Source organism: Bifidobacterium sp. POST2/T3 (B1), from assembly GCF_058197115.1.
On the sequence record NZ_JBVPQK010000412.1, the window covers coordinates 1 to 2283 of the forward strand.

3 protein-coding genes are annotated in these 2283 nt (G+C 60.8%); all 3 read left to right on the top strand.

The window, feature by feature from the left end; translation table 11 throughout:
- A partial coding sequence (locus AC0AP0_RS12260) for an iron chelate uptake ABC transporter family permease subunit (RefSeq protein ID WP_490430682.1) occupies positions 1–473 on the top strand: 473 nt, incomplete at its 5' end.
- Between the two features lie 5 nt (positions 474–478).
- Positions 479–1360, top strand: coding sequence for an ABC transporter ATP-binding protein (locus AC0AP0_RS12265; protein ID WP_490430683.1), 882 nt, complete (start codon positions 479–481; stop codon positions 1358–1360).
- A gap of 170 nt (positions 1361–1530) precedes the next feature.
- Positions 1531–2283 (top strand): siderophore-interacting protein (locus tag AC0AP0_RS12270; protein WP_490430684.1); only part of this gene is annotated, 753 nt, incomplete at its 3' end.

The following is a 2283-nucleotide window of genomic DNA, read 5'->3' on the forward strand; positions in this document are numbered from 1 at the left end:
AGGCTGCGACCAGATGGCTGACGGGCAGCCTGGCCGATGCCCAGTGGACCGATCTGCCGATACTGGCAACAACAACCTTGCTCGGCGCCACGCTCTTGTTGGCACTCGACAGGAATATCAGCACCCTACAGCTGGGACCGGAGATGGCCGCAGGACTGGGCGTCAGGGTAAGCCGTGTTCAGTTTCAGGTGATTATCGTAGGCGTGCTGCTCCTGTCCGTCGCAACAGCGACTACCGGTCCCATCTCCTTCGTTTCGTTCCTCTCCGGCCCCATCGCCACGGTCCTGGTCGGCCGGGGAGCATCAGCCCTTATCCAGTCAGGCCTGGTAGGAGGTTGCCTGGTTCTGGGTTCGGACATCGTCGCCCAACATCTGCCCTCGGCCCAGGTGCCGGTCGGCATCATCACCAGCATTGTGGGCGGACCCGTCCTCATCGCGATCATGGTCCTCATGACCCGCAGACAGGAGCTCTGAACATCATGACGTCACCCCCGGCACACAACTCCTGGAGCAGCGAGCATCGGCTGGCCGCCTCGCACCTTCGCCTCACCTATGGCGGACGTACGGTCATCGAGGACCTGAGTCTTGATATACCTCCACACACGATGGGATCCATCATCGGACCCAACGGGTGCGGGAAGTCGACCTTTCTCAAGGCCATGGCTAGGATTCTGAAACCGGCGTCGGGGGCCGTCACGCTGGACGGAGAACCCATCACCAGCATGCCCACCCGCAAGGTGGCGACGATTCTGGGGCTGCTACCGCAGAACCCGTCAGCCCCCGCCGGCATCACCATCGCCGACCTAGTTGCTCGCGGCCGATATCCCCACCACCACTTCGTCGAACGGTGGACCACCAAGGATGAAAAGGCAGTGGAACGAGCCCTCGCCCTGACCGGACTGGCCGATATGGCGGGGTGCCCAATCGACCGCCTGTCCGGAGGCCAACGCCAGCGCGCCTGGATTGCCCTGACCCTGGCCCAGCAGACCGACATACTCCTTCTTGACGAGCCGACCACCTACCTGGACATCGCCTACCAGCTTGAGGTGCTTGACCTGCTGAGCACCCTGAACAGGCAGGAAGGCGTCACGGTGGTCATGGTTCTCCACGACCTGAACATGGCCGCCAGATACTCGGATTGGATCCTGGCCATCAAAGATGGCCGGATGGCCGCCCTGGGCGCTCCCGATGAGGTCATGACGAAGAACCTGGTCAGCGAGGTATTCGACATCGCTTCCACTGTGGTGACCGATGGGTCCACCGGTGCCCCCTTGATGACCCCGACACCCCTCCATAGTCTCGAAGCACACTCTGGCGGGGCTTGCAATGTACACGTACACTGGGATGACTCGGCAGGATGACACCAAACAACCCAATGATGTAAAACCACTCGTCCTGCTCCCCACATCGCTTACCCCGACGTCCTGAACCGCGAGGTCTCAAGCCACAAAGTCACAAACTGCCACAACCTGAACGACGACAACCCGACACCAAGATCGACCCATAAACCTCAACCGAAAGAGAGCCAGCCGTGGAACGCCAAGCCGACAATCATCCTGTACCCTTGATCCCCTTCCGTGTCTCCGTAGCCAGAGCAGAAACGCTCTCGCCCCACTTCAAGCGAATCGTCTTCCAGGGACCGGATCTGAAGATTTTTGCAGACGCCGGGTACGATGAGCGAATCAAAATCCTTTTGCCCCTTCCCGATGGATCCGTGCCGCCCCCTTCCTTCTTTGAGGCGACCCCTGAGGATCCGCTCGCCTGGTATCAAAAGTGGAGGACCCTGCCCGCAGAGAGTCGCAATCCCATGCGCACCTATACGGTTCGCAAGGTCAGGCCCGAGAGCGAGCAAATAGATGTGGACTTCGTCATCCACGATCATGCCGGACCTGCTGGAGCCTTTGCAGAGGCTGCAAAACCTGGCGACCAGGCCATCATCATCGGTCCTAATGCGCAGGCCGGAGGACCGGTCGCTGGGATGGACTTTCACCCGGGTCAGTCCAGACATCTTCTCCTGGTGGGCGATGAGACAGCGGTACCAGCCATCGCCGCCATAATGGACAGCCTAATCCGCGACCACTGGCAGGGCGACGGGGTGGCATTGATTGAAGTCCCGGCCGAAGAGGATCGTCTTCCGCTGCCCGAACTCGAAGGAATCCGCGTCATCTGGACGACCTGCGACGAATCCGGACATGGGCGCGCCCTCATCGAAGCCATGCGTAACCTGTTGGAGGACCTGCCGATCCATTCGCCTACGGCCGCAGCCGCTGAATCTTCCAAGGAA